Below are 292 nucleotides of genomic sequence, written 5' to 3' on the forward strand. Positions count from 1 at the left end.
TGCCGACATGAGCACCAAGCTCAAGCTGATGGGCGTGGACGTGGCCAGCCTGGGCGATGCGCAAGGCACCACGCCGGGCAGCCGCAGCGTGCAGTTCACCGATGAACGCAAGCAGATCTACAAAAAGCTGGTGGTGTCGGAAGACGGCAAGTACCTGCTGGGCGGCGTGCTGGTGGGCGACGCAGCCGAATACGGCACGTTGCTGCAGATGATGCTCAACCGCATCGAACTGCCCGAGGCGCCCGAATTCCTGATCCTGCCGCAGGCCGATGGCAATGCGCGCCCGGCACTG

Annotated in this window: 1 pseudogene; it reads left to right on the top strand. The window is 64.4% G+C overall.

From position 1 onward, the window contains the following. Positions 1 to 292 (top strand): annotated as a pseudogene (locus RVY79_RS18970) (nitrite reductase (NAD(P)H)); the annotation flags it as partial.

Origin of the sequence: Chromohalobacter sp. HP20-39 (assembly GCF_033052815.1) — a bacterium.
GTDB lineage: Bacteria > Pseudomonadota > Gammaproteobacteria > Pseudomonadales > Halomonadaceae > Chromohalobacter.